The organism is Bradyrhizobium sp. HKCCYLRH3059 (assembly GCF_051168035.1).
Classification (GTDB): domain Bacteria; phylum Pseudomonadota; class Alphaproteobacteria; order Rhizobiales; family Xanthobacteraceae; genus Bradyrhizobium.
The window spans coordinates 163363-187645 of record NZ_JBNPUF010000002.1; the positions used below are offsets into that span (position 1 = coordinate 163363).

Annotated in this window: 13 protein-coding genes; 1 reads left to right on the top strand and 12 read right to left on the bottom strand. The window is 64.0% G+C overall.

All coding sequences use genetic code 11. The features are described from left to right. Window positions 1-59: 59 nt before the first annotated feature. The 4 genes from tuf to rpsL are packed head-to-tail and all read right to left on the bottom strand — an operon-like array spanning window position 60 to window position 4268. Window positions 60-1250, bottom strand: a complete 1191-nt coding sequence (gene tuf / locus ACQR13_RS07780) for an elongation factor Tu (RefSeq protein ID WP_006611837.1) — start codon at window positions 1248-1250, stop codon at window positions 60-62. A 39-nt stretch (window positions 1251-1289) separates the two neighbouring features. Continuing rightward, window positions 1290-3362 (bottom strand): elongation factor G, encoded by a 2073-nt coding sequence (gene fusA, locus ACQR13_RS07785; protein ID WP_315714564.1) that lies wholly within the window; start codon window positions 3360-3362, stop codon window positions 1290-1292. 33 nt (window positions 3363-3395) lie between these two features. Then, window positions 3396-3866: a 30S ribosomal protein S7 gene (gene rpsG / locus ACQR13_RS07790; RefSeq protein WP_006611835.1), complete on the bottom strand. Its 471-nt coding sequence runs from the start codon at window positions 3864-3866 to the stop codon at window positions 3396-3398. A gap of 30 nt (window positions 3867-3896) precedes the next feature. Beyond that, the gene (rpsL, locus tag ACQR13_RS07795; protein ID WP_006611834.1) at window positions 3897-4268 is read right to left on the bottom strand and encodes a 30S ribosomal protein S12; all 372 of its coding nucleotides are present in this window, start codon (window positions 4266-4268) and stop codon (window positions 3897-3899) included. 643 nt (window positions 4269-4911) lie between these two features. On the opposite strand from rpsL, the gene ACQR13_RS07800 reads away from it, so the two are divergent. After that, window positions 4912-6135 carry an FAD-dependent oxidoreductase gene (locus tag ACQR13_RS07800; RefSeq protein ID WP_434862716.1) on the top strand — a complete coding sequence of 408 codons (1224 nt, stop codon included), beginning with the start codon at window positions 4912-4914 and terminating at the stop codon, window positions 6133-6135. Here the strand turns inward: ACQR13_RS07800 and ACQR13_RS07805 are convergent. The 8 genes from ACQR13_RS07805 to ACQR13_RS07840 all read right to left on the bottom strand — a co-directional run bounded on the left by ACQR13_RS07805 (window position 6072) and on the right by ACQR13_RS07840 (window position 24283). Further along, window positions 6072-8144 (bottom strand): ABC transporter ATP-binding protein, encoded by a 2073-nt coding sequence (locus ACQR13_RS07805; protein ID WP_434862717.1) that lies wholly within the window; start codon window positions 8142-8144, stop codon window positions 6072-6074. The genes ACQR13_RS07800 and ACQR13_RS07805 overlap by 64 nt on opposite strands. Window positions 8145-8384: 240 nt before the next feature. Then, a complete protein-coding gene (locus tag ACQR13_RS07810; RefSeq protein ID WP_315714567.1) occupies window positions 8385-10448 on the bottom strand; it encodes an FAD-dependent oxidoreductase in 2064 nt (687 codons plus the stop codon). 338 nt (window positions 10449-10786) lie between these two features. Then, complete coding sequence (gene rpoC / locus ACQR13_RS07815) at window positions 10787-14986, bottom strand: DNA-directed RNA polymerase subunit beta' (protein WP_315714568.1); 4200 nt, start codon at window positions 14984-14986, stop codon at window positions 10787-10789. A gap of 131 nt (window positions 14987-15117) precedes the next feature. Next, window positions 15118-19236: a DNA-directed RNA polymerase subunit beta gene (gene rpoB, locus ACQR13_RS07820; protein ID WP_315714569.1), complete on the bottom strand. Its 4119-nt coding sequence runs from the start codon at window positions 19234-19236 to the stop codon at window positions 15118-15120. Window positions 19237-19785: 549 nt separating this feature from the next. Then, window positions 19786-20163: a 50S ribosomal protein L7/L12 gene (gene rplL, locus ACQR13_RS07825; RefSeq protein WP_172108050.1), complete on the bottom strand. Its 378-nt coding sequence runs from the start codon at window positions 20161-20163 to the stop codon at window positions 19786-19788. 60 nt (window positions 20164-20223) lie between these two features. Further along, entirely contained in the window at window positions 20224-20742 is a 519-nt protein-coding gene (gene rplJ, locus ACQR13_RS07830; protein WP_008963452.1) for a 50S ribosomal protein L10, read from the bottom strand. 713 nt (window positions 20743-21455) lie between these two features. Continuing rightward, window positions 21456-22103 (bottom strand): Isoquinoline 1-oxidoreductase subunit, encoded by a 648-nt coding sequence (locus ACQR13_RS07835; RefSeq protein ID WP_315749613.1) that lies wholly within the window; start codon window positions 22101-22103, stop codon window positions 21456-21458. Then, window positions 22100-24283, bottom strand: a complete 2184-nt coding sequence (locus ACQR13_RS07840) for a xanthine dehydrogenase family protein molybdopterin-binding subunit (RefSeq protein ID WP_316171206.1) — start codon at window positions 24281-24283, stop codon at window positions 22100-22102. Before ACQR13_RS07840 ends, ACQR13_RS07835 begins: the two co-directional genes overlap by 4 nt.

Here is a 24283-nt window from a genome sequence, read left to right on the forward strand (position 1 = left end):
TAGCGAACGGCGAATGGATAATCTCCACTCGCCCACCCGCCATTCCCTATTCGCTGTTGTTACTCGATGATCGAGGCGACGACGCCAGCGCCGACGGTGCGGCCGCCCTCGCGGATGGCGAAGCGCAGCTTCTCCTCCATCGCGATCGGCACGATCAGGTGCACTTCCATCGCAATGTTGTCGCCCGGCATCACCATCTCGGTGCCTTCCGGCAGGTGAACGACGCCGGTCACGTCGGTCGTGCGGAAGTAGAACTGCGGACGATAGTTGGTGAAGAACGGCGTGTGACGGCCACCCTCTTCCTTGGTGAGGATGTAGGCCTCAGCCTTGAACTTGGTGTGCGGCTTGACCGAACCCGGCTTGCACAGCACCTGGCCGCGCTCGACGTCCTCGCGCTTGGTGCCGCGGAGCAGCGCGCCGATGTTGTCACCGGCCTGGCCCTGATCGAGCAGCTTGCGGAACATTTCAACGCCGGTGACGGTGGTCTTCTGGGTCGGACGGATGCCGACGATCTCGATTTCCTCACCGACCTTGATGATGCCGCGCTCGACGCGGCCGGTCACCACGGTGCCGCGGCCCGAGATCGAGAACACGTCTTCGACCGGCATCAGGAAGGGCTGGTCGATCGGACGCTCCGGCTGCGGAATGTACTCGTCGACATTGCGCATCAGCTCGAGGATGGCGTCGTGGCCGAGCTTCTTGTCCGAATCTTCCAGAGCGGCCAGCGCCGAGCCCTTGATGATCGGGATCTTGTCGCCCGGGAATTCGTACTTCGAGAGCAGCTCGCGGACCTCGAGCTCGACGAGCTCCAGCAGCTCCGGATCGTCGACCATGTCGCACTTGTTGAGGAACACGACCAGCGCCGGCACGCCGACCTGGCGAGCGAGCAGGATGTGCTCACGGGTCTGCGGCATCGGGCCGTCAGCGGCCGACACGACCAGGATCGCGCCGTCCATCTGGGCAGCGCCGGTGATCATGTTCTTCACGTAGTCGGCGTGGCCGGGGCAATCGACGTGGGCGTAGTGGCGGTTCTTGGTCTCGTACTCGACGTGCGCGGTCGAGATGGTGATGCCGCGCGCCTTCTCTTCCGGGGCCTTGTCGATCTGGTCGTAGGCAGTGAACGTCGCACCGCCCGTCTCGGCCAGGATCTTGGTGATTGCAGCCGTCAGCGAGGTCTTGCCGTGGTCGACGTGACCGATGGTGCCGATGTTGCAGTGGGGCTTGTTACGTTCAAACTTAGCTTTGGCCATTTGACTCTCCGTTCAGTCGCTAACTTGAGCTAACGACAATCAGGCAAACTTCTTCTGGACTTCGGCCGACACGTTGGCCGGCGCTTCAGCGTAGTGCGAGAACTGCATCGTGAAGGTCGCGCGCCCCTGGCTCATGGAGCGCAGGTTGTTCACGTAACCGAACATGTTCATGAGCGGCACCATCGCGTTGATGACGTTGGCATTGCCGCGCATGTCCTGGCCCTGGATCTGGCCACGACGCGAGTTCAGGTCGCCGATGACCGAGCCGGTGTAGTCTTCCGGGGTCACCACCTCGACCTTCATGATCGGCTCGAGCAGAACCGACTTGCCCTTCTGCAGCGCCTCGCGGAAAGCCGCACGAGAGGCGATTTCGAAGGCCAGCGCCGACGAGTCGACATCGTGATACTTGCCGTCGACCAGCGCCACCTTGACGTCGACCACCGGGAAGCCGGCGACGACGCCCGCGCCGAGCACGCTCTCGATGCCCTTCTCGACGCCCGGGATGTATTCCTTCGGAACCGCACCGCCGACGATCTTGGACTCGAACACGTAGCCGCCACCGGGCTCGTTCGGCTCGACCACGAGGCTCACGGCCGCGAACTGGCCGGTACCACCGGTCTGCTTCTTGTGGGTGTAGTCCACGTTGGCCGGCTTGGTGATACGCTCACGGAACGCCACCTGCGGCGCGCCGATGTTCGCATCGACCTTGTAGGTGCGCTTGAGGATGTCGACCTTGATGTCGAGATGGAGCTCGCCCATCCCCTTGAGGATGGTCTGGCCCGACTCGTGATCGGTCGACACGCGGAAGGACGGATCCTCAGCGGCCAGCTTCGCCAGCGCGACGCCGAGCTTCTCCTGGTCGGCCTTCGACTTCGGCTCGATCGCAATCTCGATGACCGGCTCCGGGAATTCCATCTTTTCCAGGATCACCTGGTTGGACGGATCGCACAGCGTGTCACCGGTGCGGGCTTCCTTGAGGCCTGCGAGGGCGACGATGTCGCCGGCATAGGCTTCCTTGATGTCCTCGCGGTTGTTCGCATGCATCAGCAGCATGCGGCCGATGCGCTCCTTCTTCTCGCGGGTCGAGTTCACCACGCCGGTGCCCGAGGTCAGGATGCCCGAATAGATGCGGCAGAACGTGATCGTGCCGACGAAGGGGTCGTCCATGATCTTGAACGCGAGCAGCGCCAGCGGCTCCTTGTCGTCCGCCTTGCGCACGACCTCGTTGCCCTTGTCGTCGGTGCCCTTGATCGCAGGCACGTCGAGCGGCGACGGCAGATAGTCGACGACGGCGTCGAGCAACGGCTGCACGCCCTTGTTCTTGAAGGCCGAGCCGCACAGCACCGGATAGAACGCGCCGGTCAGCACGGCCTTGCGGATCAGGCGCTTCAGAGTCGCCTCGTCCGGCTCCTTGCCGTCCAGGAACGCGGTGAGCGCGTCGTCGTCGAGCTCGACGGCGGCCTCCACCAGCTTCTCGCGATATTCCTTGGCCTGGTCGGCGAGATCAGCCGGGATCTCGACGTAGTCGAACTTCGCGCCGAGCGCCTCGTCGTTCCAGACGATCGCCTTCATCGTCACGAGATCGATGCAGCCCTTGAAATTGTTCTCGGCGCCGATCGGCAGCTGGATCGCAACAGGCTTCGCGCCCAGGCGATCGACGATGTCGGCCAGGCACTTGAAGAAGTCGGCACCGGTCTTGTCCATCTTGTTGGCGAAGACGATGCGCGGAACCTTGTACTTGTCGCCCTGGCGCCAGACGGTCTCGGTCTGCGGCTCGACGCCCTGGTTGGAGTCGAGAACGCACACGGCGCCGTCGAGCACCCGCAAGCTGCGCTCGACCTCGATGGTGAAGTCGACGTGGCCGGGGGTGTCGATGATGTTCAGGCGCTTGCCGTTCCAGAACGCAGTGGTCGCAGCCGAGGTGATCGTGATGCCACGCTCCTGCTCCTGCTCCATCCAGTCCATCGTCGCGGCACCTTCGTGCACTTCGCCGATCTTGTGGCTCTTGCCGGTATAATAGAGGATGCGCTCGGTCGTCGTGGTCTTGCCGGCGTCGATATGCGCCATGATGCCGAAGTTGCGATAGTCTTCGATGGCGTGTTGGCGGGGCATGGGTGTGTTCCCTGATTTCCGTTCGGGTCGCCGTTACCAGCGATAGTGCGAGAAGGCGCGGTTGGCTTCCGCCATCCGGTGCACGTCTTCACGCTTCTTCACGGCGTTACCCCGATTGTTCGAGGCGTCGAGCAGCTCCGCCGAAAGCCGCTCGGTCATCGTCTTCTCGTTGCGGTCGCGCGCGGCCGAGATCAGCCAGCGGATGCCCAGCGCCTGCCGGCGAGTCGAACGAACCTCGACCGGCACCTGGTAGGTCGCGCCGCCGACGCGACGGGAGCGGACCTCGATGGTCGGCATGACGTTTTCGAGAGCCTGCTCGAACACCGTCAGCGGGCTCTGCTTGGTCTTGGCCTCGATGATGCCGAACGCGCCGTAGACGATACCTTCGGCGACCGACTTCTTGCCGGCGTACATCACCGAGTTCATGAACTTGGTGACAATGATGTTCCCGAACTTCGGATCCGGAAGCACTTCACGCTTTTCGGCTGAATGGCGACGCGACATGTGATCTTGTTCCCGCTTCTCTCGAACGTCTTACTTCGGACGCTTCGCGCCATACTTCGAACGGCGCTGCTTACGGTTCTTGACGCCCTGGGTATCCAGCACGCCGCGGAGGATGTGGTAGCGCACGCCCGGCAAGTCCTTGACGCGGCCGCCGCGGATCATGACCACCGAGTGCTCCTGCAGGTTATGGCCTTCACCCGGAATGTAGCCGATCACCTCGAAGCCGTTGGTCAGGCGCACCTTGGCGACCTTACGAAGCGCCGAGTTCGGCTTCTTCGGGGTCGTGGTGTAGACGCGCGTGCAAACGCCACGCTTCTGCGGCGACTGCTGCAGCGCCGGCACCTTCTTGCGCGACTTCTGCACTTCGCGCGGATTTGCGATCAGCTGGTTGATCGTCGGCATCTTGGCCTTCACCCTTCTCAACGTTCGCACGGAGACCGCGACCGGCTTCCGCAAATTCTGTTCGAGGTTCCCCGCCTCACCGGGCCGTTTCGCGCGATCAAAACCCACGCAAAACGAAATCGCGCCAACCGTCCATCGCTGAACGGAAAGCGCTTGACGCCACAGAGGACCGCGATCACCACCAGTCAGCTTGCGCTGGCGGGCGGCCTACCGAGGTCATGCATCCGAAATTGGTCTCAGGAGAACGAGCTCGAGAGATCTAATATCGTTTTGGCATTGCCTAGCTATGATCGACAGCGTTTGAGCGGCATTCGTCGAGGGTTGTGCCCGTCCCGCCCGGTTTCGGGTGGTCTGGGTGATCCGTACCGACGCTGGCGAAGCTCACCGCCTGTCGTTGAGTGCCGGCCTTTTATAAGCGGTAAATATCCAAGTCAAGCAAAACGACGCCGCGGGACGCGCAAAGAAGCGCTTCTGGCCGCTGCGGTTTCCGGTCCCGACAGGGCCCCCGCCGTCCGAGGTATCTGCAGACCGCACAGCCCTGCGAGTGCAGGCGCCTCTCCAGCCCGGGACATGTCCAGAAACATCGAAGATAAGGCTTTTTTCGGCTTTGGCCGACAAGGATGGCGCCGCGACGAGGCGCCTGGTGACAGAATATACCGACATTGCGATCATTGGCGGCGGCCTGAGCGGCTCGATCACGGCCGCCATGCTCGGAATGGCCGGCATCCCCGCGATTCTCGTCGATCCCCACGCGGTCTCCCCGCCCGACTTTCGAATCGAGAAGATCTCCGGTGCCGAGCAGATCGGCCGATTCCGTCGCACCGGGATCGCCGACAAGGCGTTGACCCAAGCCACCCTGGCCCCGGAGAACTGGATCGCCCGATTCGGCTACGTGCTCGAACGGGCTCAGGTCCAGCAATACGGCATTCCGTATGATGCGCTCGTGACGGCGGTGCGCGACCAGATCCCAGGCGCTGTGACGCGAATCGTCGCCAAGGCCGTAGCGATCACGCCAACCGAGGATCGCCAGTCGGTCGTGCTGTCCAACGGGCAGACGATCTCCGCCCGCCTCGTCGTGCTCGCCAACGGGCTGAACGTCGGGCTGCGGCACATGCTGGGAATCACCCGCACGATCACCAGCCCCGCCCATTCGATCTCGATCGGGTTCGACCTGACGCCGGTCGGCCGTTCCGCCTTCCCATTCCCGGCCATGACCTATTTCCAGGAACGAGCCAAGGCGCGGGTGCCCTACATCACCCTGTTCCCGATCGGCGAGCGCATGCGGGCGAACCTGTTCGCCTACCGCGAGGTCGATGATCCCTGGCTTCGGGCGATCCGCCGCAACCCAGTCGAAACGCTGGCCGCCGCCCTGCCCGGCCTGCGGCGGATCACCGGCGAGTACGCCGTGAGCGGCGAGGTGCGGGTCCGGCCCGCCGATCTCACCATCAACAGCGGGTACCGCATGCCGGGTGTCGTGCTCGTCGGCGACGCCTTCTGCACCACCTGCCCCGTCACCGGCACCGGTTCCGACAAGGTGTTCACCGATGTCGAGCGCCTCTGCAACGTCCACATTCCGCGCTGGCTGGCGACTGACGGCATGGGCGAGGCCAAGATCGCGGCCTTCTATGAGGACCCGGTCAAGACGGCCTGCGATGCGTGGTCGCTCGAGAAGGCATGGAATTTCCGATCGGTCTCGATCGGGGCCAGCCCCTATTGGCAGGCGCAACGCTGGGCGCGCTTTGCCGTCTCGCTCGGCCGCGGGGTTCGGCAGCGGCTGACGAAGACCAATGCGCCGCTCAACGTCTATTCCTCGTCATCATCCTCCTCGTCGTCGTCCTCCTCGTCATCGCTGTCGTCGTCGGCCTGATCCTGCCGGCTCGGCTGATGGCCCTGGTCATCCCAGAGCTTGCGATAGGTCCCATTCTTCGCCAAGAGCTCGGCGTGGCTGCCGCGCTCGATCGCCCGGCCGCCGGAGATGACGATGATCTCGTCCATCTCGACCACCGAGGTCAGGCGGTGGGTCGACCAGATCATGGTGCGGCCCTTGGCGACCTTGAGCAGGGTGCGGTTGATCGCGGCTTCCGTGGTCTGGTCCAGCGCCGAAGTGGCCTCGTCGAGCAGCAGCACGGACGGGTTGCGGATGATGGCGCGGGCGATCGCGATGCGCTGGCGCTGTCCACCGGACAGCGTGTCGCCGCGCTCGCCGACGATGGTGTCGTATTTCTGCGGCAGGCTCATGATGTAGCGGTGGATCTCGGCCTTCTTGGCCGCCTCCTCCACCTCCGCGTCGGTGGCGCCCTCCTTGCCGAGCCGGATGTTCTCCCGCAGCGACATGTTGAACAGCATGTTGTCCTGGAACACCACGGCCATGCTGCCGCGAAGCGAATCGCGCGTCACCTTGCGGATGTCGACGCCGTCGATGGTGACGCGGCCTTCATCGGGTACGTAGAGCCGCAGGATCAGGTTGAGCAGCGTGCTCTTGCCCGAGCCCGACGGACCGACGATCGCGATCCGCTTGCCGACGTCGAGCTTGAGGCTCAGATTGTCGAGCACCGGCGTCTCGCTGCCCTCGTACTGGAAGGTCACGCGCTCGAAGGTGATGTCGTGGCTGATGCGGGGCAGATCCGGCGCGCCCGGCCGGTCGGCGCCGCGGGTCGGCTCGTCCAACAGCTCCTGCATGTGCCGGATCGCGGCCGCCGAGGAGATCGACACCGGCACGAAATGCATGACATGGGCGATGTTGTAGGACACCTCCCAGAATGCGCTCTCGAAGGTGACGAAGGTGCCGATCGTGATCTGACCCTTGGTGGCGAGATAGGCGCCGAGAGCGAGCACGACGAGATGCAGCAGCAGCACGGAGATCGTGACGGTGCGCTCGACCATGGTCGACAGGAACATCGCATCGGCCATCTTGCGCCGCGCCGCGTCGTTGCGGAAGCTGAACCAGCCGAATACCTTACGGTGCAGGCTGAAGGCCTTGATGACGGCTTGCGCCGCGATGTTCTCCTGGATCACGCCGAGCAGCGACGCTTCGTTCAGTTTCTGCTCGTAATTGGCCTGAACCGCCTTCGGCGTCAGGATACGCGGGCCGATCAGGGTGATCGGAAACACCAGCAGCGCGATCGCAGCGAGCTGCCAGTTCAGGAACAGCATCAGAATGATGCCCGCAATCAGCTCGAGGAACGGCAGCACAGCGCTGTTGGCGAAACTCTTCACGACGTTCTCGAACGCCGACATGTCGACCGAGAAGCGCGACAGGATCTCGCCGCGCTTGGTGCGCTGGAAATAGGCGGCCGGCAGGTTCTGCACGTGATCGAACAGACGGGTGCGGACGTCCGAGATGACGCAGGCCGCGAGCCGCGCATCCCAGCGCTCGTAGAGCACGGCAATGATCGAGGTGAAGATGCCCGCAGCGGCCAGCACGCCGAGGATGCGATAGAGCGCCTCGAAATCCTCTTCGCCGAGCGCATCGTCGATCAGGAACTTGAGGCTGAGCGGCATGATGACGTTGAACAGCGTCTCGATCAGGACGCCGATCGACACGAAAGCCAGCATCTTCTTGTATCTGGCGAGCAGCGGCGAGACGAAGCCGTAGATGGTTGCAAGCGCACCGGCGGCCTCGCGGGCCGTGTAGACGACGAGATCCTCGTCGTCGTCATCATCGTCGAGGTCGAGGCCGGCCTCTTCACCGTCCTCCTCGTCATCGTCCTCATCGTCGCCGACGACATCAGCCTTCTCTGTCGCCGACGTCTTCGCTGTTCCGGGTTTTGGAACGGCAGGCACGGCCGCCGCCGGCCCCCGCTTGTCCAAATCATCGGCAGGATCAGGTGCCGTTGCGGACGTCTGATTTCGCGGCGGTGAAGATTTGGGCGCCATTCAACGAACCGATCCTGCACGGCCAGTATGACCGTAACGGATTAAAGCGGCTCGGCTTTACCACCTGTGTCCGCCTGCCGCCAGCATTCTCGCCATACAGTGCCGCACCGGCCGCGACCAAGACGCGGCCCTGTTACGCAACCAGCACGGTCACAAGCGCCGCGGACGCAAGACAGCATCGAGATGCCGGGTTCAACGCCCGCGGCCCTGCCTCGAAATGCCGGCGGCTGTGCCGCGAGCCTAGTCTTCGTCCTCGACCTTGTCGAAGAACGAATAGCGCAGGCTGTCGGCGTCGGCGTACCACTGGCCGGGCCCCTTGTTGGCCGCGAGTGTCGCTGCCCACACCTCGTCGGTGCAATCGCGGCGGTGCATGGCCAGATCGAACCCGTTGCCGAAGAACAGCTCCGACCACTCCCACCAGGTGCCGAGCTTCTTGACCCCACGCAGCAGGTCGTAGCGGTCGACCAGCGCCGGAGCCATGTCCGAGGTGATCGAGCCGAACACGAGGCCGGTCTTGACGACGCGGTTGAGCTCGCGGATCGCGCGCGCAACCTGCTTGTCACCGAGATGGCAGAGGCTGGTCTCGAACACGAAATCGAACTCACCGGTCTTGAATGGCATATCGGTGATCGAGCCGAGCTTGTTGTATTTCCTCAGCGCCTTCGGCGTCTTGCCATGGATGTAGCGGTTGTTCTCGATGCCCCAGGCATCGATGCCGCGCTCGCGGAGCGCTCCCACCAGTTCACCGCTCGCGGAGCCGGCGACCAAGAGCTTGTAGCCTTTGCCCTTGCCGGCCCGGTTCCAAACGATCTTGATCAGGCTGGTCAGATAGTCCGGATCGGTGAACTGCGACCACGCTTCGCTGTACGGCCCCTGCCCGCGATAATTGTCGAAATAGTCACGGTCGATCTTGTCGGACAGCGGCGTTTCGGCCTGCGAGCGGGCGCGGCGCAGCCGCATCATTTCGGTCAGGATGATGTCGGTGGCGGCGTCCGACGAATCGAGCAGCCCGTTCAGGGTCGAGTCGAACAGATAGTCACCGACCACGACGATGCCGGGGTGCTCCTTCGGCTCAGGCCGGTGATTGGTCATGACGTCGCGTACCGGCAGACCGCCGGGCAGCGCGTTGACGGACGACAGCCAGCGGTGGATCTTGCCTTCCATGAAGTGTGCGCGCGCGTCGCCGAGCGCAGCAGGGAGCGACTTCAGCGCGGCATCGATCAGCTCCTGGTCCGAGAGGTTGGCGAAGGCGAGCGCATCCGAGCCCGCGATCAGCCAGTTGAGCACGCCGTGCTTGCCGACATCGTGGCGCGAGCCCTCGTTGTAGATGCAGCAGCCGCCGAACGCCTCCGACATGAACCAGGAGCCCGGAATCTTCTCGCCCCAGAACGGCTCGTCGAACAGGATCGAGACGCGCAGATAATGCGCGGGACGATCGAAATAGGCGATGTGCTTGACCATGGACTGGCGCAGCTTCTCGCCCTCCCAGCCGACCGTCGACAGCCAGGAATGCGGCAGGCACACCAGGACGAGATCGAACTCGCGCGTCTCCGGCCCCTTGCCGTTCATCATGTTGAGCCGGTAGCGACCCGCCTCGGTCTTGCCGATGCGGAGCACGCGATGATTGAGCTGGATGTCGGCATCGACCTCGGAGCGCAGGCACTCGATCAGTTGCTCGTTGCCGTTCTGAATCGAGTACAGGCCGATATAGTCGTCGATATCCATCACGAAGTTCTTGAGCGCATTGAGGCCGTTGGTGTTGTGGGCCTCGGTCGCGAGGTCGGAGCGCGACATCACCTTGAAGAAGCGCTTGGCCGTGGGATCCTCGACCTCCTCGTCGAGCAGCTCTTCGCAGGTCTTGTAGGCCCAGGGGTGCTCGTTATCGTGGGCGCCGACGCCCTCGTAATATTCGACCGGCGACATCACGTCGGTACAACGCTTGCGGAACGCCTCGACCGCAGCGGCCGTCTTCGGGCCGTATTTGCGGCGCAGCCCCGGCACGTCGTCGAGCAGCTCGCCGTCGAGTTGCACCTGCAGCGCATCCATCGGAATCGTCTGCAGCCCGAAATGCTGGATCAGCTCGCGCAGCGGATCAGGGCCGGTCATCGAGTAGTCGTAGATTTCCGCGACACCAGCCTCATACATCGCCGGTGCGGTATCGAACTTGCGCGTCACGATCTTGCCGCCGAGCCGGTCGGATGCCTCGTAGATCGTCACCTTGCAGAGATCGCCGAGTTTGCGCCTCAGATACCAGGCGCTCATCAGGCCACCCGGACCGCCACCAACAATCGCAAGGTCAAGCATCGAAGTTCCGCCATCTCCGGCTGTCAGCGACGTTGCCGGTCGTCCATACAGGGGTCCTGCCACCCTCGGGGCTCGATCGGCCATAGCGTAACCGGCCCGCAAAAGATTTGCGCCGGAGCAAATCGGCGCATCGCCACGGGAATCGACGGAAATCAGCTCAGCGGATCTGATGCTTCCAAAAGCGCCTCTGTCCCTGAAGGGAAGATGAACAACGGGGCAGCAGCGCGGCAACAGGAGAAGAAAATGTCAAAAAAAGGCCGGCAAACGCCGGCCTTTTCTACACGCGATGAACGCACGGCAGACCCCGACACCGTCGGGGTCATGCCGCAACCGTCCGTTTACTCCGCCGGCGGCAGCGCGAGCGGCTGAGGCTCGGGCTGCGCCGGCACGATCGCCGCCTGCTTCTCGCGCTCGTCGAGAATCAGCTTGTCGCGCTTCAAAGCGACTTCGCGGATGCGGGCCATCGAGGCGCCGGTGCCGGCCGGGATCAGGCGTCCTACGATGACGTTCTCCTTGAGACCCTCGAGTGGATCGATCTTGCCGTTGACCGCCGCCTCGGTGAGAACGCGGGTGGTCTCCTGGAACGAGGCCGCCGAGAAGAACGACCGGGTCTGCAGGCTCGCCTTGGTGATGCCGAGCAGAACCGGAGTGCCCGTGGCCGGCTTCTTCGCCTCCTCCACGGCCTTCGCGTTCAGCAGGTCGAACTCGATCTTGTCGACCTGTTCGCCCGAGATCATGTCGGTATCGCCCTGGTCGGTGATCTCAACCTTCTGCAGCATCTGGCGGACAATCACCTCGATGTGCTTGTCGTTGATGAGCACGCCCTGCAGCCGGTAGACCTCCTGGATCTCGTTGACCAGATAGGCCGCGAGCTCCTCGATGCCCTTGATCGCCAGGATGTCGTGCGGCGCCGGGTTGCCTTCGACGATGAAGTCGCCCTTCTCGACGATGTCGCCATCCTGCAGATGGATGTGCTTGCCCTTCGGGATCAGGTACTCGCGCGGCTCCTCGGTCTTGTCGACCGGCTCGATCGAGATGCGACGCTTGTTCTTGTAGTCGCGACCGAACCGGATGGTGCCGGCGATCTCGGCGATGATCGCGGCATCCTTCGGCTTACGCGCTTCGAACAGCTCCGCCACCCGCGGCAGACCGCCGGTGATGTCGCGCGTCTTGGCGCTTTCCGTCGAGATACGCGCGAGGATGTCGCCCGGCTTCACCGTCGAGCCGACGTCGACCGACAGAATCGCGTCGACCGACAGCATGTAGCGGGCATCGCCGCCGCGGGCGAGCTTGAGCACCTTGCCGTCCTTGCCCTTGATCACGATGGCCGGACGCAGATCCGCGCCACCGCGCGTTCCACGCCAGTCGATGACCACGCGCTTGGCGATACCGGTGGACTCGTCGAGCGTTTCCGAGATCGACAGACCCTCGGTCAGATCCTCGAACCCGATCGTACCCTCGGCTTCCGTGAGGATCGGACGGGTGTAAGGGTCCCACTCGGCGATGCGCTGGCCGCGCTTGATCATGTCGCCGTCGTCGACATGCATGCGCGCGCCGTACTGGATGCGGTGCGTCGCACGCTCGGTGCCGTCGGGGTCGACGATCGTCACGACCATGTTGCGGACCATCGCGATCAGATGACCCTCGCTGTTGCGGGCGATCGCCTTGTTCTTGATGACCACCTTGCCTTCGAAGTTCGATTCCACGAAGGACTGCTCGTTCAGCTGCGCCGCACCACCGATGTGGAAAGTGCGCATCGTCAGCTGGGTGCCGGGCTCACCGATCGACTGCGCGGCGATGACGCCGACGGCCTCACCGTGGTTGACCGGCGTGCCGCGCGCCAGATCGCGGCCGTAGCACATCTTGCAGATGCCGTTGACCAGCTCGCAGGTCAGCGCCGAGCGGATCTTCACCTCCTGCACGCCAGCCTGCTGGATGGCGTCGATGTGGCTCTCCTCCATCAAGGTGCCGGCCTTGACCAGCACCGCGTTGGTCGCGGGATCGCGCACGTCGTCGCAGGGCACGCGGCCCAGGATGCGCGAGCCGAGCGAGGCCACGACCGTGCCGGCATCGACGATGGCGCGCATCTTGATGCCGAGATGGGTGCCGCAATCGTCCTGCGTGATGATGCAGTCCTGCGCGACGTCGACCAGACGACGGGTCAGGTAGCCCGAGTTCGCGGTCTTCAACGCGGTGTCCGCGAGACCCTTGCGGGCGCCGTGGGTCGAGTTGAAGTACTCGAGAACCGAGAGACCTTCCTTGAAGTTCGAGATGATCGGCGTCTCGATGATCTCACCCGACGGCTTGGCCATCAGGCCGCGCATGCCGGCGAGCTGACGCATCTGGGCCGGCGAACCGCGGGCACCGGAATGCGACATCATGTAGATCGAGTTGATGTCGGCATCCGCCCCCGTCGCCGTCTTCTTGGTGACGGAGATCTCCTTCATCATCTCCTTGGCGATCTCTTCGCTGGCCTTCGACCAGGCGTCGACGACCTTGTTGTACTTCTCGCCGTGGGTGATCAGACCGTCATTGTATTGCTGCTCGAAATCCTTCGCCAGCGTACGGGTGGTGTCGACGATCTTCCACTTGCCCGCCGGCACGACCATGTCGTCCTTGCCGAACGAGATGCCCGCCTTGAAGGCGTTGTAGAAGCCGAGCGCCATGATGCGGTCGCAGAAGATCACCGTCTCCTTCTGGCCGCAGTGACGATAGACCTGATCGATCACGCCCGAGATTTCGCGCTTGGTCATCAGCTTGTTGATGACCTCGAACGTGACGCGCGGATGCTTCGGCAGGAGATTGCCGAGCATCACGCGACCCGCGGTGGTTTCGATCCAGCGCTTGGCGATCTTGCCGGTCTCGTCCATCCCCTCCCAGCGGTACTTGATCTTGCTGTGGAGATGGATGGCCTTGGCGTGCAGCGCATGCTCGAGCTCGGCCATGTTGCCGAACGCCATGCCCTGGCCGGGCATGCCCTCGCGCATGATCGAGACGTAGTAGAGGCCGAGCACGATGTCCTGCGACGGCACGATGATCGGCTGACCATTGGCCGGATGCAGGATGTTGTTGGTCGACATCATCAGGACGCGCGCTTCCAGCTGCGCTTCGAGCGACAGCGGAACGTGCACGGCCATCTGGTCGCCGTCGAAGTCGGCGTTGAAGGCCGAGCAGACCAGCGGATGCAGCTGGATCGCCTTGCCCTCGATCAGCACCGGCTCGAACGCCTGGATGCCGAGGCGATGCAGCGTCGGCGCGCGGTTCAGGAGCACCGGATGCTCGCGGATGACCTCGTCCAGGATGTCCCAGACCTCCGGACGCTCCTTCTCGACCAGCTTCTTGGCCTGCTTGACCGTCGTCGACAGGCCCTTGGCGTCGAGCCGCGAATAGATGAACGGCTTGAACAGCTCGAGCGCCATCTTCTTCGGCAGGCCGCACTGGTGCAGGCGCAGCTCGGGACCGACCACGATGACCGAACGGCCGGAGTAGTCGACGCGCTTGCCGAGCAGGTTCTGACGGAAGCGACCCTGCTTGCCCTTGAGCATGTCGGCGAGCGACTTCAGCGGACGCTTATTGGCGCCGGTGATGACGCGGCCGCGGCGGCCGTTGTCGAACAGCGCATCCACCGCCTCCTGAAGCATGCGCTTCTCGTTGCGGATGATGATGTCGGGCGCGCGCAGCTCCATCAGCCGCTTCAGGCGGTTGTTGCGGTTGATGACGCGGCGATAGAGGTCGTTGAGGTCGGAGGTCGCGAAACGGCCGCCGTCGAGCGGCACCAGCGGACGCAGGTCCGGCGGGATCACCGGAACCACGGTCATGATCATCCATTCCGGCTTGTTGCCGGAGTGGCGGAACGCCTCGACGATCTTCAGGCGCTTCGCGAGCTTCTTGTGCTTGATGTCGGAGTCGGTCTCCTGCATCTCGGCACGCAGCGTCTGCTCGAGCTTCTCCAGCTCGAGGCCGCGCAAGAGCTCACGGATGGCCTCGGCGCCGATCATGGCGGTGAAGCTGTCCTGGCCGTATTCGTCCTGCGCCTTGAGGTACTCGTCCTCGGACAGCAGCTGACGGTCCTTGAGCGCGGTCAGACCCGGCTCGAGAACGACGTAGTATTCGAAGTACAGAATCCGCTCGAGATCCTTCAGCGTCATGTCGAGCAGCAGGCCGATGCGCGAGGGCAGCGACTTCAAGAACCAGATGTGCGCGACGGGAGCGGCGAGCTCGATATGGCCCATGCGCTCGCGCCGGACGCGCGACAGGGTCACCTCGACCGAGCACTTCTCGCAGATGATGCCCTTGTACTTCATCCGCTTGTACTTGCCGCACAGGCACTCGTAGTCCTTGATCGGCCCGAAGATGCGGGCGCAGAACAGGCCGTCGCGCTCGGGCTTGAAGGTACGGTAGTTGATCGTTTCCGGCTTCTTGATCTCGCCATAGGACCAGGACAGAATCTTCTCCGGAGACGCAATCGAGATCCGGATCTGGTCGAAGACCTGAGCCGGCGTCGTCGGATTGAAGAGATTCATAATTTCTTGGTTCATCGTATTCTCCTCGCGGGCCGATCGGGGGTCGGCCGCAAATTCGAAAATCTCTCAACGGGCGCCTTGTCCTGACCCGCGGGGGAAGGCACCGGCACCCGGCCGTCCGAGACGGCCGGGCATGACCTCTTGAACTACTCGGCGGCTTCCGACGTCGGCGCCGGTCCGAGCTTGGAGTTGTGCAGGTCGACGTTGAGGCCGAGCGAGCGCATTTCCTTGACCAGCACGTTGAACGATTCCGGAATACCGGCCTCGAACGTGTCGTCGCCGCGCACGATCGCCTCGTAGACCTTGGTGCGGCCGGCGACGTCGTCCGACTTCACCGTCAGCATCTCCTGCAGCGTGTAGGCCGCGCCGTAGGCTTCGAGCGCCCACACCTCCATTTCGCCGAAACGCTGGCCGCCGAACTGGGCCTTGCCGCCCAGCGGCTGCTGGGTGACCAGCGAGTACGGGCCGATCGAACGCGCATGGATCTTGTCGTCGACCAGATGGTGCAGCTTCAGCATGTAGATGTAGCCGACCGTCACCTTGCGATCGAACGCATCGCCGGTGCGGCCGTCATAGACCGTCGACTGACCGGATGCGTCGAGGCCGGCGAGCTTCAACATCTCCTCGATGTCGGCCTCCTTGGCGCCGTCGAACACCGGCGTGGCGATCGGCACGCCGCGGCTCAGATTGTGACCAAGCTCGATCAACTCGTTGTCGTTGAGCGACTTGATGGTCTCGTCATCGCCGTAGATCCGCTTCAAGGTCTCCTTCAGCGGCTTGACGTCCTGCTTCGACAGGTAGGCATCGACCGTCTGGGCGATGCGCTTGCCGAGGCCGGCGCAGGCCCAGCCGAGATGGGTCTCGAGGATCTGCCCGACGTTCATGCGCGAGGGCACGCCGAGCGGGTTCAGCACGATGTCCGCATGGGTGCCGTCCTCGAGGAACGGCATGTCCTCGATCGGCACGATCTTGGACACGACGCCCTTGTTGCCGTGACGGCCCGCCATCTTGTCGCCCGGCTGGATCTTGCGCTTCACGGCGACGAAGACCTTGACCATCTTCATCACGCCGGGCGGCAGCTCGTCGCCACGCTGCAGCTTCTCGACCTTGTCGAGGAAGCGCTGTTCCAGCCCCTTCTTCGACTCGTCGTACTGCTTCCGCATGGCCTCGATCTCGGCCATCAGCTTGTCGTTCGGCGAGGCGAACAGCCACCACTGCGACTTCGGATACTCGTCGAGCACCGCGCGCGTGATCTTGGTGTCCTTCTTGAAGCCCTTCGGCCCCGAGATGCCCTGGCGGCCGTCCAGCATGTCGGCGAGACGGCTGTAGACGTTGCGGTCCAGGATCGCCTGCTCGTCGTCACGGTCCTTGGCCAGACGCTCGATCTCTTCCCGCTCGATCGCCAGCGCACGCTCGTCCTTGTCGACGCCGTGACGGTTGAAGACGCGGACCTCGACGATCGTGCCCTGCACGCCCGGCGGCACCCGCAGCGAGGTGTCGCGAACGTCGGAGGCCTTCTCGCCGAAGATGGCGCGCAAGAGCTTTTCTTCCGGCGTCATCGGGCTCTCGCCCTTCGGCGTGATCTTGCCGACCAGGATGTCGCCGGCGCGCACCTCCGCGCCGATATAGACGATGCCGGCTTCGTCGAGGTTCTTCAGCGCCTCTTCCGACACGTTCGGAATGTCGCGCGTGATTTCCTCCGGACCCAGCTTGGTGTCGCGGGCCATCACCTCGAATTCCTCGATGTGGATCGAGGTGAAGACGTCCTCCTTCACGATCCGCTCGGAGAGCAGGATGGAGTCCTCGAAGTTGTAGCCGTTCCACGGCATGAACGCGACCAGCACGTTGCGGCCGAGCGCGAGCTCGCCGAGATCGGTCGACGGACCGTCAGCGATGATGTCGCCCTTCTTGACGATGTCGCCGACCTTCACCAGCGGACGCTGGTTGATACAGGTCGACTGGTTCGAGCGCTGGTACTTCATCAGCCGGTAGATATCGACGCCCGACTTGGTCGGATCGAGATCTTCCGTGGCGCGGATGACGACGCGGGTGGCGTCGATCTGGTCGATCACGCCCGAGCGGCGCGCCGCGATCGCGGCGCCCGAGTCACGGGCAACCACGCCTTCCATGCCGGTGCCGACGAACGGCGCCTCGGCGCGAACCAGCGGCACCGCCTGGCGCTGCATGTTCGAGCCCATCAGCGCGCGGTTGGCGTCGTCGTTCTCGAGGAACGGGATCAAGGCCGCGGCAACCGAAACCAGCTGCTTCGGCGACACGTCCATGTAGTCGACCTTGTCGGGCGTCATCGGCACGACTTCGCCGGCATGACGGCAGACCACGAGGTCCTCGGTGAAGCGGCCCTTGGCATCGAGCGGCACGTTGGCCTGCGCGACGCGGTAGCGCCCCTCCTCCATGGCGGACAGATACACCACCTCGTCGGTGACGCGGCCGTCCTTGACCTTGCGGTACGGCGTCTCGACGAAGCCATACTTGTTGACGCGGGCGAACGTCGCCAGCGAGTTGATCAGGCCGATGTTCGGACCTTCCGGCGTCTCGATCGGGCAGATGCGGCCGTAATGCGTCGGATGCACGTCGCGCACCTCGAAGCCGGCGCGCTCGCGCGTCAGACCGCCCGGTCCAAGCGCCGACAGGCGGCGCTTGTGGGTGATCTCCGACAGCGGGTTGGTCTGGTCCATGAACTGCGACAGCTGCGACGAGCCGAAGAACTCGCGCACCGCGGCCGCGGCAGGCTTGGCGTTGATCAGGTCCTGCGGCATCACGGTGTCGATGTCGACGCTCGACATGCGCTCCTTGATGGCGCGCTCCATGCGCAAGAGACCGATGCGGTACTGGTTCTCCATCAGCTCGCCGACCGAGCGGACGCGGCGATTGCCGAGATGGTCGATGTCGTCGATCTCGCCCTTGCCGTCGCGCAGGTCGACCAGGGTCTTGATGACCGCCAGGATGTCTTCCTTGCGCAGAGTGCGCTGGGTGTCCGGCGCATCGAGCTCGAGGCGCATGTTCATCTTGACGCGGCCGACCGCGGAGAGGTCGTAGCGCTCGGCATCGAAGAACAGCGACTGGAACATCGCCTGCGCCGAATCGAGCGTCGGCGGCTCGCCCGGACGCATCACGCGGTAGATGTCGAACAGCGCGTCCTCACGCGTCATGTTCTTGTCGGCCGACAGCGTGTTGCGGATGTAGGGGCCGACATTGACGTGGTCGATGTCGAGCAGCGGCAGGTCCTTGTAGCCCTGCTCGTTCAGCACCTTGAACAGCTTGTCGGTGATCTCCTCGCCGGCCTCGGCATAGATCTCGCCGGTCTTCGGATTGACGAGATCCTCGGCGATGTAGTTGCCGAGCAGCTCCTCGTCCGACATGCGCAGCGCCTTCAGCCCCTTCTCCTGGAGCTGGCGGGCGGCGCGAACGGTGAGCTTCTTGCCGGCCTCGAGCACGACCTTGCCGGTGTCGGCGTCGATCAGGTCGTTGACGGTCGAATAGCCGCGGAAGCGGTTGGCGTCGAACGGAACGCGCCAGCCTTCCTTGATGCGCTTGTAGATCAGCTTCTTGTAGAAGGTCGACAGGATCTGCTCGCCATCGAGACCGAGCGCGAACATCAGCGACGTCACCGGCAGCTTGCGGCGACGGTCGATGCGCGCGAACACGATGTCCTTGGCGTCGAACTCGATGTCGAGCCAGGAGCCGCGATACGGGATGACGCGGGCGGCGAACAGCAGCTTGCCCGACGAGTGGGTCTTGCCCTTGTCGTGGTCGAAGAACACGCCCGGCGAACGGTGCATCTGCGAGACGATGACGCGCTCGGTGCCGTTGACGATGAAGGTGCCGTTCATGGTCATGAGCGGAATGTCGCCCATGTACACGTCCTGCTCCTTGATGTCCTTGACCGACTTCGCGCCGGTCTCCTCGTCGATATCGAACACGATGAGGCGCAAGGTCACCTTGAGCGGCGCAGCGAAGGTCATGCCGCGCTGACGGCACTCGTCGACGTCATATTTCGGCGGCTCGAACTCGTAGCGGACGAACTCCAGCATCGAGGTGCCGGAGAAGTCGGAGATCGGGAATACCGAGCGGAACACCGCCTGCAGGCCCTCATCCGGCCGGCCACCCGTGGGCTCGTCCACCATCAGGAACTGGTCGTAGGACGCCTTCTGAACCTCGATGAGGTTCGGCATCTCCGCGACTTCCTTGATGTGTCCAAAGAACTTGCGAACGCGTTTGCGACCGGTGAATGTCTGCTGCGCCATCGTGGCCTCTCATTTCGTCGCCCGGAGGGGCGAACCTTCCGAAACAGCGGCTGCCACCGCCCCTTCGGGTTGAATTTCGATCCATTTCGAGGATCTGAGGCCCAGAGCCGGAACGGAAATGTCCCAGATCTGTTCTTCAGACCAGCAAAACGCAAAACGACGCGCGAGGCGCGAGGACGCACCCGCTCGTCACAACCATCTCGTCACGGACTGCAAAAGCCCGAAATTGCCTATCTCCCAACGGCTTACGGACGGAGACGCCACTCCACCGATCAACCGGCTTTTCGTGCTGCCGACCCAATATGGGTTGACAATAATCGAGATTCGAGAGCGAAGCCCCTAAATCTCCACACTTTTCCGTGTTCGGCCCACAACGGACGGTTCCGTTGCACGCCTTTTGCAGTGATTCCGAGCCGCGCCCAATACCCCTGCAAAACTCCTTGTCCACATGATGACCGGGCGATGTTACCACCCGGTCATCATAATCTGTCGAAAGCCCCCGGACCCGCCCATGGCAGCCCGGGGACTTCGTTCGCGCAATCGAAGCGATTACTTGAGCTCGATCTTGGCGCCGGCCTTCTCGAGCTGAGCCTTGATCTTCTCGGCCTCGTCCTTGTTGACGCCTTCCTTGACCGGCTTCGGAGCGCCCTCGACCAGGTCCTTGGCTTCCTTCAGGCCCAGGCCGGTGATGGCGCGGACTTCCTTGATGACCTCGATCTTCTTGTCGCCGGCCGAAGCCAGGACAACGGTGAACTCGGTCTTCTCTTCCGCCGGAGCGGCAGCGGCGCCACCAGCGCCCGGAGCGGCGACGGCCACGGCGGCCGCGGCGGACACGCCCCACTTCTCTTCCAGGAGCTTCGCGAGCTCAGCAGCCTCGAGAACGGTGAGGGCCGAGAGGTCGTCGACGATCTTCTGCAGGTCAGCCATTGATGTAGTCCTTTAGTGTGGTTCGGTTCGAAACCAGGTTGTGAGTGTTTGCGAAGGGCGTCAGGCCGCTTCGCCCTTTGAGGCATGAGCCTGAATGACGCGCGCGACCTTGGCCGCGGGAGCGTTGGCGAGCTGGGCCAGCTTGGTCGCCGGAGCCTGGATCAGGCCGACGAGCTTGCCGCGCAGTTCGTCCAGCGACGGCAGCGAGGCCAGAGCCTTCACGCTGTCGACATTCAGGACGGTTGAGCCCATCGAGCCGCCGAGAATGACGAACTTTTCGTTCGCCTTGGCGAATTCGATGGCAACCTTGGGCGCCGCGACAGGATCGTTCGAAGTTGCGATCACGGTCGGCCCCTTCAACAGGGGACCGATGCCGACGACGTCCGTGCCTTCAAGAGCAATTTTGGCGAGACGGTTCTTCGAGACCTTCACCGATGCGCCAGCCTGCTTCATCTGCTTGCGCAGGTTCTGCATCTGAGCCACGGTGAGGCCGGAATAGTGAGCGACGACGGCAACGCCCGTGGTCTTGAAGACCTCGTGCAGCTGCTCGACCGCCTCTTTTTTTGCCGCTCGTTCCACAGCAAGCTCTCTCCGGTTGGCGGCCTTCGCCCGAAAGCGGGACCGCCGGGTTGCACCCGCCATCCCACCAAACCTGACCTCCGGACGGAAGAACCCGAGGACACGAAAGGCAAAACGGCGATGAATAGCCTGCCCTTCCGAAAGCCCTGAGAGCCCGCGGAGTGTCGAGGTTCGAACCAAACCTGCATGCCACCACGACAAAGGCAGTGGACATGCCGAAATCCGGTCTTCACCCGTCTATGCAGGCTGGATGATTAAGCCATTGAGGAAACTGGATTTCCGCGCCGGCGCCTGCAGTCTCGGACAGGATTCGGAGTGATCGGCGAACCGACCTCCCCTGCGGCATTCGAGAGCAGAAAGATCCTTCTTCCTTCCGAGAAATCCAAACGGATATCCTCAAAAGGAATGCTGGCTCCTCTCAACTTTCGGAATGCGCGCACAGGCGCGCCAGCAACAGCCGGCCCGCCTGGAAGCCGGTTCTTTAACGGGTCCATTGCGACTTGCCAAGACCCCAAGAGCAAAAATCGCACCAGTTGGGCCATGCCGTGGAGCCGGGTGGGAGCCCCGTCGCCCGGATGAGCGACAGCCGGCGCGCGGGACGCGCGTCGGCGATAGCGACATGCGGGGTCTCACGTGCTCTGCCGGAAACCCCGGATGTCGGCAGCGCTCATCAGGGCCACGGGGCATTGCACGCGCAGGGGCACAATCCCGCCTCAGCCCTTCGGACAGGCCGCTCCGGCGTCGGCCCAGGCCTTGATCAGCTCGCCGAACTGCTTCTGGGTTCCCGGGGCCGGGGTCCGCCCAGCTCCCGGATTCCAGCCCCAGCCGACCAGCTCATCCTCAGCCATATGGTGAATCAGCTGCGCCATGGTCTTGCCGCCGTTGCGATTTGGATCCTTGATCTGTGCGCAGATCTGGCCGAGCGACTTGCCCTGCCAAGCCATCTCGATCGGGGCCAGCTGCCACTTGGGATTACCGGGCACGCGCGCCGCGTCGAAATTGGCCTCGTGGTGGCAGGTCGTGCAGGCGAGCCCGCCGGGCGCACCCATGCCAGCCTCGCCGCGGACCACCAGCGGCTGATGCGGAATCATCCTATCGGTCTGGGTCGGCCGGTCGCCGGCCGGGTGGCAGTTCATGCATCGCGGCGACTGCAGCACCTTGCCGGCCTCTTCGAACAGCGCCACGGCGCGCTCGTCCTTGCTCTTGATCCTGGCGAAGTCCGCCACCGGCTTGAGCCCGCCGGCGACGTGCGTGGCCTCGGGCGCCGCATCGGCGCGCCGCAGTGCCGGCAGGGCTACGATCGCAACCGCAGCCAGGCTGCCAGCGAGCAGCGCCATCGTCGCCGTTCTGAACAGGCTCATGCGGTGTCTCCCGGCCGGATCGGCAGTTGGGTCGGGCGCGGCAGACCCAGCCTGGCCATGGCGTTGGCGACGGCAGGTCCCAGCGGCGGCACGCCGGGCTCGCCGACTCCCGAAGGTTTCTCGGTCGACGGCACGATCGCAACCTCGATCTGCGGCATCTCGTGGATGCGCAGCGAGCGGTAGGTGTCGAAATTGCCCGACACCGGTCGTCCCTCGTCGAGCGGCTGCTGCGCATAGAGGATGTGGCCGAGCGCAAAGCCGATGCCGCCCTCCATCTGGGCGCGGATGATGTCGGGATTGACTGCGACGCCGCAGTCGACAGCGCACCACACCTTGTGCACGACCGGTCCGTCGGCCCCCATCGACAGCTCGACCACCTGGGCGACGTAGGTGTTGAAGCTCTCGACCACGGCAACGCCGCGGGCGCGGCCCGCCTCGAGCTTGGCGCCCTTCCAGTCCGCGAGCTCGGCGACCGCCTTGAGCACACCGGCGTGACGCGGCTTGTCGGCCATCATCGCCAGTCGTCCCTCCACAGGATCCTGGCCGGCGGCTTCGAGCAACTGATCGACGAACGCCTCGACGGCGTAGCCAGTATGGGTGTGGCCGACCGAGCGCCACCACAGCACGGGCACGCCGACATCGACCTGATGCAGGTCGCAGCGGAAATTCGGCACCTGGTAAGGGATCTCGTTGGAGCCCTCATAGGCCGTCGAATCGAGGCCGTTCTTCATGGTCATCGCCTCAAACGGCGAGCCCTTCATGATCGACTGCCCGACGATCGTATCCGACCACGCCACGATCTTGCCGTCGCGGACCACACCGCGCATTCGGTGCAGGCTGAATGGTCGGTAGTAGCCGCCGCGCATGTCATCCTCACGGGTCCACACCAGCTTGACCGGACGTCCCGGCCCGATCGCCTTGGCGACCTGCGCCAGCTCCATGGCGACGTGGGTCGACTGCTGCGCCCGCCGGCCGAAGCTGCCGCCGGCGAGAATCGTCTTGAGATCGACTTTGGCGATGTCGAGCCCAAGCACCTGCGCGATCACGGCGTGATCAGGCGTCGGAAACTGGCTGCCATAGCGCGCCGAGGCGGTATCGCCCTTCCAGTGAATGAAGGCGTTGATTGGCTCCATCGGCGCATGGGCCAGATAGGGAAAGACGAACTCGGTCTCGATCAGCTTGCCGCCCTTGGCGATCTCGGCGTCAACGTCGCCCTCCTGCTTCACCAGGGCGCCCTGCTTCTTCGCACGGGCGCGAAACTCCTCCAGCAGTTGCGCCGTGCCGCGCGTCTCCGCCTTGCTGTCGTCCCAGGTGATCTTGAGAAGGTCACGTGCCGTCTTCGCCGGCCAGAACCCCTCGGCATAGACGGCTACACCGTTCGGCACCTCCTTGACGTCGACCACTCCCGACACGGCCTTGGCCGCCGACGCGTCGAACGACGCCACCGTGCCGCCGAACCGCGGCGAGCGCGCCACCAGAACGGTCAACGTCCCCGGATCCTTGATGTCGAGCGTGTACTCGGCCGAGCCGTTCGACTTCGCCACGCTGTCGAGCCGGGTCACCGCGCCTTCCTTGCCGATCAGCTTGAAGGCGGAGGGATCCTTGAGCTGCGGGTTCGCCGGCACCGGCTGCTGCATCGCCTTGGCGGCCAGCGCGCCGAAGCCGCTCTGCTTGCCGGACGGATGCTTGATGAGGCCCTTCTCGACCGTGATCTCCTCGGCCGGGACCTTCCATTCGTCGGCGGCCGCGGCCACCAGCATCGCGCGCGCGGCGGCGCCGACCTTGCGCATCTGCTCGTAGGAATTGGCGATTGCGCTGGAGCCGCCGGTACCCTGCACCCCGAACAGCAGGTTTTTGTAGAGCACCGGATTCGAGGGCGCATGATCGGCGCGCATCTGCGACCAATCGGCATCGAGCTCCTCGGCCACCAGCGTGGCCATGCCGGTGAACGGGCCCTGCCCGAACTCGATGTGCTTGCAGAGAACGGTGACAGTGTCGTCCTGGCCGATCACCAGAAACGTGTTCGGCGCGATGTTGACGGACTTGGCCGCGGCGCCATCCTGCGCGTAAGCGACACCGCTGCGGGCGAGATACGTGGCAAGCACCAGACCTGCGCCTGCTTTCAGCAGCGAACGCCGGGACAATGCGGTTGAGGCAGCGGGCTTCACATGTGCATTCAT

Coding starts and splice junctions, on each gene's coding strand:
- tuf (WP_006611837.1), bottom strand. CDS start 1,250: ATGGCCAAAGCTAAGTTTGAACGTAACAAGCCCCACTGCAACATCGGC.
- fusA (WP_315714564.1), bottom strand. CDS start 3,362: ATGCCCCGCCAACACGCCATCGAAGACTATCGCAACTTCGGCATCATG.
- rpsG (WP_006611835.1), bottom strand. CDS start 3,866: ATGTCGCGTCGCCATTCAGCCGAAAAGCGTGAAGTGCTTCCGGATCCG.
- rpsL (WP_006611834.1), bottom strand. CDS start 4,268: ATGCCGACGATCAACCAGCTGATCGCAAATCCGCGCGAAGTGCAGAAG.
- ACQR13_RS07805 (WP_434862717.1), bottom strand. CDS start 8,144: ATGGCGCCCAAATCTTCACCGCCGCGAAATCAGACGTCCGCAACGGCA.
- ACQR13_RS07810 (WP_315714567.1), bottom strand. CDS start 10,448: ATGCTTGACCTTGCGATTGTTGGTGGCGGTCCGGGTGGCCTGATGAGC.
- rpoC (WP_315714568.1), bottom strand. CDS start 14,986: ATGAACCAAGAAATTATGAATCTCTTCAATCCGACGACGCCGGCTCAG.
- rpoB (WP_315714569.1), bottom strand. CDS start 19,236: ATGGCGCAGCAGACATTCACCGGTCGCAAACGCGTTCGCAAGTTCTTT.
- rplL (WP_172108050.1), bottom strand. CDS start 20,163: ATGGCTGACCTGCAGAAGATCGTCGACGACCTCTCGGCCCTCACCGTT.
- ACQR13_RS07835 (WP_315749613.1), bottom strand. CDS start 22,103: ATGAGCCTGTTCAGAACGGCGACGATGGCGCTGCTCGCTGGCAGCCTG.
- ACQR13_RS07840 (WP_316171206.1), bottom strand. CDS start 24,283: ATGAATGCACATGTGAAGCCCGCTGCCTCAACCGCATTGTCCCGGCGT.